This is a genomic window from Microcoleus sp. BM001215392 (assembly GCF_036700185.1).
Lineage (GTDB): Bacteria > Cyanobacteriota > Cyanobacteriia > Cyanobacteriales > Microcoleaceae > Microcoleus.
This window is the reverse complement of record NZ_JAUBOJ010000407.1, coordinates 1-6444: the sequence shown is the minus strand read 5'-3', so window position 1 is coordinate 6444 and position 6444 is coordinate 1. Positions and strand designations below refer to the sequence as shown.

Genomic DNA, 6444 nt, shown 5'->3' with positions numbered 1-6444 from the left:
CGTTACATCCGTTACATCCGTTACATAATCCGTTGCCGAACTTCCTTCTTCCTTCAATGTTTTACATCCGTTACATCCGTTACATCCGTTACATAATCCGTTGCCGAACTTTCTTCCCTTCGCGTCCTTCGCGCCTTCGCGGTTCGTTAAAAACAAAAAATCTTTGTTAACAAATGCTACCAACCGACCTCCTAAGCCACCGCCAAAACGGCGAATCAATCATCCCATTACGCCTCAAGATAGATGCTAAAAACCTAGAAGCAGCTACCGAAATGATTGATTGCTTCCAAAGTGCGATCGGCAAAACCCAAGGCGAACTCGACGGACGCTTGCTAGAATTAGAAGGCGACAGCCCCGACTATCGGCTGAAACGGGGATTAGCGCACCTCCTCAAAGGCAGTTTCAGCACCTTAGAAGTCATCAGTCCCCTAGAACCATCAGACTTGAGACAGCGCGTATTTGCCTTGTCAGCGCGATCGACTCCCAGCCCACAATCCACCGAAATAACCCTCGAAACAGTAGCCACAGAACTCAGCCAAGACTTAAACAGAGAAGTTTTAACCCAGGAAATCAAAACAGGTTTATACGCCGATTTAAACGAAAACAAAATCCTCACCCAATTTGACGCACCAACACCCGAAAACTTACTTCACAGATACAACCTTTCCCAAGTCCAAGGCATATTTTACCGAGCAAGTCAAGTCCAACTAACCGCGCACCGCAACGATCCCGGAGAATACAAACTCCTCTTTAGGTATCTGAAACTATTTCAATTAATGACCTACATCGAAGGCGATGCAGACCACGGTTTTACCCTTACAATCGACGGCCCTACAAGCTTGTTCAAACCCAGCACCCGCTACGGCTTAGCCCTCGCCAAAATGCTGCCCGCACTCCTACACGTCACCAAGTGGAGTATGCACTCAACTCTGCAAACCAAAGATACTTTTAGCGGCGTTGTAAAAACAGGTAAATTCAGCCTAAATTCCGACTGCGGCTTAGTCAGCCACTATCCCCCAGGCAAACCCTATGATAGTATGTTAGAAGCAGCATTTGCTAGCAGGTGGGATAGCTTAAAAAGCGAGTGGAAACTCGAACGAGAAGTCGATCTAATCCCAATTCCCGGAAGCGTCATGATTCCCGACTTTCGGTTAGTTCATCCCGACGGGCGAGTGTTTATATTAGAAATCGTCGGCTATTGGCGGCCGGAGTATTTGCAAAAGAAATTTGCTCAAGTACAGAAGTCTGGATGCGACAACTTAATTTTAGCTATTTCCGAAAGACTGAATTTAGAAAAAGCTGGAGTCAATATCAAAGATGTCCCTGCAAAAATAGTCTGGTTTAAAGATAAATTGCAGCCCAAATCAGTCCTAGAAATCCTCGAATAGTATGCCAATCAGTAACAAACTTCTCTGTTTCTATCTTGCTCTGTGAACTCTGCGCCCTCTGCGGTTAAAAAAATCTATTCAATCAAATAAAATATCCTCAAAATACGATCGCACATTCCAACACTCTAGTAAAATAGAAACATCCCCAAAACCTTGCAACCGCGTACTCTCACCCCAAAACCATCAAAAAATGGCAGACACAAGTATTGTCGAAAAAATCAAAAAACTCCTAGCCCTCGCCACCTCATCCAATGAAAACGAATCGACTGCTGCGGCCGCAAAAGCTTCAGTTTTACTGGCGCAGTACAATCTGGGCCTCGCCGATTTAGGGCCGAATCATCAAGAAGAGATTGACGAAAGCTCAGTTGAGACAACATCGAAGTTTGTCACTTGGAAAATGATGCTGCTGTCGGGAATTGCTGAAGCTAACGGTTGTACTGGTATGCGCAACACTTATACTGGTAGTATGTTTTTGGTAGGAAGTTCTACAAATCTGATTGTTTGTAAGCACCTGTATGAATATCTGAGTTCTGCGATCGACAAACGGGCGAAATATCGCAAAGGAAGCGGCCGGGGACTGGCGTATCTGAACGCTTTTCGGGTGGGATGCGCCACAAGGTTGCGGCAAAGGCTGCTCGAACAAAAGCGGGAGATGGAGGAGTCAGGGATTCCGGGATCGGTTGATACGACGGCTACTCCTGCTATTGTAGTGCGATCGATGTTTGAAAAGAATCAACTGGCGATCGCAGATTATTTAGAAGACCGAGGGGTTAAAGTCAAAACCAGGACAGATTCTCAAGTCAGCAGCGAGGCTGGTTTTAATTCTGGGTATGAAGTAGGCGACAAAATTAGTTTGCAGAAGCAAGTGCAGCCGGAAGGAGAACAAAAACAACTCAATGAATGTCTTTGAGTAGGGCGTGCGATCGTGAAAATCAGCTTCCTAGGTTAGAATTAAAAACAGAAACTAACAGAAGAGAGCCATGTCAGACCAAGATATCGCTAATATAATTACGATCGAACCGGGTAAACGAGGTGGTAAACCTTGTATTCGAGGCATGAGAATTACAGTCTATGACGTGCTGGAATATCTGGCTTCTGGGATGACTTATCAAGAAATTCTAGATGATTTTCCCTATCTCACCCAACAGGATATTTTAGCTTGCTTGAGTTTCGCCGCTAAACGCGAACAGTTTATGTTAGTCGTTGGGTCATGAGACTACTTTTGTTTGACCAAAATCTCTCTCCTCGTCTTGTCGAGCTCCTCGCAGATATCTACCCTGGTTCAGTTCATGTTGATGGGATTGGATTAGCTACTATACCAGATCGCGAGGTTTGGGATTATGCTCGTCAGCATGACTATATTATTGTTACCAAAGATGCGGATTTTAGTGAATTGAGTCTATTGTTGGGATTTCCTCCAAAGGTAATTTGGATACGTCGCGGAAATTGTTCAACAGGGGATATAGAGAGAATGCTAAGAGAAAACTATGGTGCGATCGCAGCTTTAAGTCAGACTCCTAATACGGCAATTATCACTTTGTTTTAAGGAAAGTGAAAGATTATCTTTCAGCGATCGTACTTAGTTATGGGCAATTAAACCGCACTCTCGGATCGTCTATAGGCACAAATTCATAAGCAGAGTTATTGCTAGACGGCACTACTGCTACCAATTGAATAGTTGACTCCTTGCGATCGCCATTCTTGTCAAAACTTATTTTACCTGTAGCTCCAATAGTATTAAAACTAGCATTAGCCAAAGCCTCTTGAATATTAATCCGGGTTGGTTGCGGCAGATTTCTTAAGGCTTCTATCACCGCACGAGTTGCATCATAAGCTGAGGCCGTATTGGGACTGACTCCCGCTTGCCATAAATTCTCAGCATCTTTGGGAAATTGTGGATTTGGACTGTTCAATCTATGCCAAAAAGTAGCTATAACCAGGCGATTGACAGATTCTTCGCCAGCATCCTTCAATGTCTGAGAATTGTAGAGGCTATCTCCTCCTACCATACAATAGCCATAGCGATTTGCTTCGATCGTGTTTATTGCTCCGTCGCGAGTTGAGATATTCGGAAATAAAACAAGCCCTTTAGCTTCTAGTTTTTTTGCCTTATCTACAGCTAGATATGGTTTGAACAGAGGGCTAGATAAATCAAATTCCTCGACTATATTTCCACCACTAGATATGAAGTTAGTCTGGAATTGATCCCGGAGAGATTGGCTATAAGCATTTCCAGGATTATAAAAAACTGCCACTGTCTGCTGACGGACTCTATTAACCAAGTAACTAGACAAGCTTTGGGCAGCTACCCGATCGCTAGAGACGCTGCGAAATATAAAATCACCCGATTTTGAGATATCTTCAGATGTACTTGTAGGAGACACTAATACTAATTTTTCCTTTTCATAAACAGGAGCAGTCTTGAGAGTTACTGAACTGGAAAAGTGACCGACGACAGCTAAGATATCTGATTTAGCGGTAGCAGTCAAAACCTTCGCTATTTCAATACCCTGGTCTTCTTTGTCAGCATCATCTGCGATCGCCACTTTCAGACTTTTACCATTAATTTTTTGTCTCCGATTGACCTCATCTTGAGCTTGGGCAACTCCTCGCAGAAGTTCCTGCCCCGATTCGTTTACATCATTTTTACCACTATCGAGAGGGGCAGCAACCGCGATCGTGTAAGCAGGCAAATTTTGGGCGGCGATCCGAGCGTTATTGAGATAAATTAAAGTTTCCGGATCTCTGGGTTCTGTTTTCCTTGCCTGCTCGAATAAGCGAATTGCTTCAATGTACTTACCGTCAGCGAATGCTTTAACCCCATTTTGCTTTTCTGATAGTATCGAGCCGGGAATTAAGATTTTTTTCCCCTCACTGAAATGATTTTCCCCCGGAGCGATCGCTTGTTGTGATTTGATAGTTGGTTGTGAGCTGAGTAATTGTGAAAAAACGATCGCACCAGCCAATGTTGCTACAGCTAACCCCAACCACAAGATTTTCTTGCGACTCAAACGGCATAGCTGCGACATCAACTGAAACAGTTGGGAAAATACAAGTTTCCACCACGGTGTGTCTGGAGTATAGATCGCTGTCAATGCTTGCAATGCCTCAGATGCTGACTGATAGCGATCGTTGAAGTGATAGCGCACCATTTTGTCTAAAATGTTTGCTAACTCAGGACAAACCTGTGCCCAATGACGCCAAATCACTTCACCATCTGAATCTGTGCGTATTTGATTTGAAGGATCTAATCCCGTGAGTGCTTGGATGCCAATCTTTCCTACAGCATAGATATCGCTGCTAAATCTTGCTTGTCGATTGCCTTGTTCGGGAGGCATATAACCGGGCGTTCCACATGATATTGTTGGGTTCATTGACCCCGCAGACTCTTCCAAGGTACTGATTTCTCTAACTGCTCCAAAGTCAATTAAAACCAGCTTTCCGTCTCGCCGACGGCGAATTATATTAGCAGGTTTAATATCCCGGTGAATCACTTGCTCCCCATGAACAAAATTAAGAATTTCCAGGATTTCCTGCAACAGGTTAATCACCTCGTTTTCTTGCAACCGATTGCCTATTCTCAGTTCTTTGCTGAGCGTGTCGCCTTCAATAAACTCTTGAATTAGATAGAATTTTCCTGATTTTTCAAAACTCTTAAACAGCTCCGGTATTTGAGAGTGAGTCCCTAAGCGTGTCAAAACTTGAGCTTCTATGTTAAATCTGCGTTGTGCCTCTAGAAAAATTGCGATATTGCTAGATAAAGGTATAATTTCTTTGACAACAACTTGCCGTTCTGAATTGTTGTGATCTTCAGCTAGATACGTCTGGCTACATCCTCGCCCTAATTCCTTTATAATTTTGTATTGACCGCCAATCACATCCCCTGGATTCAGATTCATACGGTTGAGCTAAAGCTGTGATTTGGTAATTTAAGTGATGATAATTATGCCACACAATATAAATTGTTGCTACTTAACAGCGCTGTCTAACCCTTTCAAGCCCTGCCATGCCTCCTGTGCGGATGGGTAACGCTGTCTTCTGACTCCTTCCACCGATCGCATTCTATCAGTTCTTAACTCCAATCGCGACCCGCGATATATTCCTTGACTGTAGAGAAATCTTTTGCTCTTGGGTAGCTTTGTCCAGATTCCTATGAGCGGTATAGTAGCGATTTCCATTGTCGAACGATCGAGGCGGTATCAAACCCGGATTTAGTATCAGTTACCCAGCGCAGTATTCTGCAACTTGCACAAAGCTTTCAGGACTTCTAAAATCTGGATGGAAGGTTCACAATCCATGAGGTTCTTTCTAAAAGTTTAGCAGGCGGATAACTGCATTGAAAGTTAGATTTTTAGTATTAAAAGCAGTCATGACCTAAAAACATTGAGATACGATAAATTATACGTCTCATTTTAGATCGTGCAGTTGGCGATCGCCCTCAATCAATCAATCAATTCCGCTTCTTGAAAAATCCTTCGAGTTGTCAACTCCAAACCGGGCAGCAACTCATCTATAATTAATGTATTATTCGTATAAATTTGACTAGAACCATCGAAAAAAAAGCTTTTAATTAAAATAGCCTCTGGATCTACTACCCAAACTCGCGTCACACCCGCAGCCAAATAATCTTTCGCCTTATCTTCAAATTCCTGCATCGTTTTATCGGGAGAGATAATCTCAATTACCAGTTCAGGAATTGCGGGACAAGCTTCATTCCGCCGCCAATTTTTTGGTAAACGTTCATAAGAAATGTATGTTAAATCGGGAACAGGTGCCCAATCTTTATCCTGACGTTTTAACAAAATTTCCCATTCTGGAAGCACTCGCCCGCTTCCTTTACACCATTCACGAATCAGGCGACACAAAGCAAACTGTAAAGTCGAATGAAAAAATTTTGGAGACACTTTAGGAACTGCTTGACCATCTACAAACTCATAATATACATCTCCATCCGGTAAAGCTAGAAATTCTTCTAAAGTCAGTTTGGTTCCGATTCCTACCATGACCGAAAGCATCCAGGATACAAGCCCCCGGATTCATCCGTGGAGAAATAAAA

Annotated in this window: 7 protein-coding genes; 4 read left to right on the top strand and 3 right to left on the bottom strand. The window is 43.2% G+C overall.

Annotation, left to right across the window (positions count from 1 at the left end):
- On the bottom strand, positions 1-183 hold a 183-nt coding region (locus QT974_RS29235; protein ID WP_333471889.1), incomplete at its 3' end, for a hypothetical protein.
- Here QT974_RS29235 and QT974_RS29230 point away from each other — a divergent pair.
- The 4 genes from QT974_RS29230 (at position 174) to QT974_RS29215 (ending at position 2934) form a co-directional block, all read left to right on the top strand.
- Positions 174-1388: a DUF790 family protein gene (locus QT974_RS29230; RefSeq protein WP_333471888.1), complete on the top strand. Its 1215-nt coding sequence runs from the start codon at positions 174-176 to the stop codon at positions 1386-1388. The genes QT974_RS29235 and QT974_RS29230 overlap by 10 nt on opposite strands.
- Before the next feature lie 190 nt (positions 1389-1578).
- Entirely contained in the window at positions 1579-2298 is a 720-nt protein-coding gene (locus QT974_RS29225; RefSeq protein ID WP_333471887.1) for a DUF2786 domain-containing protein, read from the top strand.
- 70 nt (positions 2299-2368) lie between these two features.
- On the top strand, positions 2369-2602 hold the full coding sequence (locus QT974_RS29220; protein ID WP_015174497.1) for a DUF433 domain-containing protein: 234 nt from the start codon (positions 2369-2371) through the stop codon (positions 2600-2602).
- Positions 2599-2934: a DUF5615 family PIN-like protein gene (locus QT974_RS29215; protein WP_333471886.1), complete on the top strand. Its 336-nt coding sequence runs from the start codon at positions 2599-2601 to the stop codon at positions 2932-2934. The genes QT974_RS29220 and QT974_RS29215 overlap by 4 nt, the downstream gene beginning before the upstream one ends.
- Before the next feature lie 37 nt (positions 2935-2971).
- Here the strand turns inward: QT974_RS29215 and QT974_RS29210 are convergent, their stop codons facing one another.
- Both QT974_RS29210 and QT974_RS29205 read right to left on the bottom strand, forming a co-directional pair.
- Positions 2972-5287 carry a bifunctional serine/threonine-protein kinase/ABC transporter substrate-binding protein gene (locus QT974_RS29210; RefSeq protein WP_333471885.1) on the bottom strand — a complete coding sequence of 772 codons (2316 nt, stop codon included), beginning with the start codon at positions 5285-5287 and terminating at the stop codon, positions 2972-2974.
- A 543-nt stretch (positions 5288-5830) separates the two neighbouring features.
- Entirely contained in the window at positions 5831-6391 is a 561-nt protein-coding gene (locus QT974_RS29205) for a Uma2 family endonuclease (protein WP_333471884.1), read from the bottom strand.
- Positions 6392-6444 lie beyond the last annotated feature (53 nt).

Bases quoted from the DNA above. Each gene is read 5' to 3' on its own strand.
- QT974_RS29230 (WP_333471888.1), top strand. From the start codon at position 174: ATGCTACCAACCGACCTCCTAAGCCACCGCCAAAACGGCGAATCAATC.
- QT974_RS29225 (WP_333471887.1), top strand. From the start codon at position 1,579: ATGGCAGACACAAGTATTGTCGAAAAAATCAAAAAACTCCTAGCCCTC.
- QT974_RS29220 (WP_015174497.1), top strand. From the start codon at position 2,369: ATGTCAGACCAAGATATCGCTAATATAATTACGATCGAACCGGGTAAA.
- QT974_RS29215 (WP_333471886.1), top strand. From the start codon at position 2,599: ATGAGACTACTTTTGTTTGACCAAAATCTCTCTCCTCGTCTTGTCGAG.
- QT974_RS29210 (WP_333471885.1), bottom strand. From the start codon at position 5,287: ATGAATCTGAATCCAGGGGATGTGATTGGCGGTCAATACAAAATTATA.
- QT974_RS29205 (WP_333471884.1), bottom strand. From the start codon at position 6,391: ATGGTAGGAATCGGAACCAAACTGACTTTAGAAGAATTTCTAGCTTTA.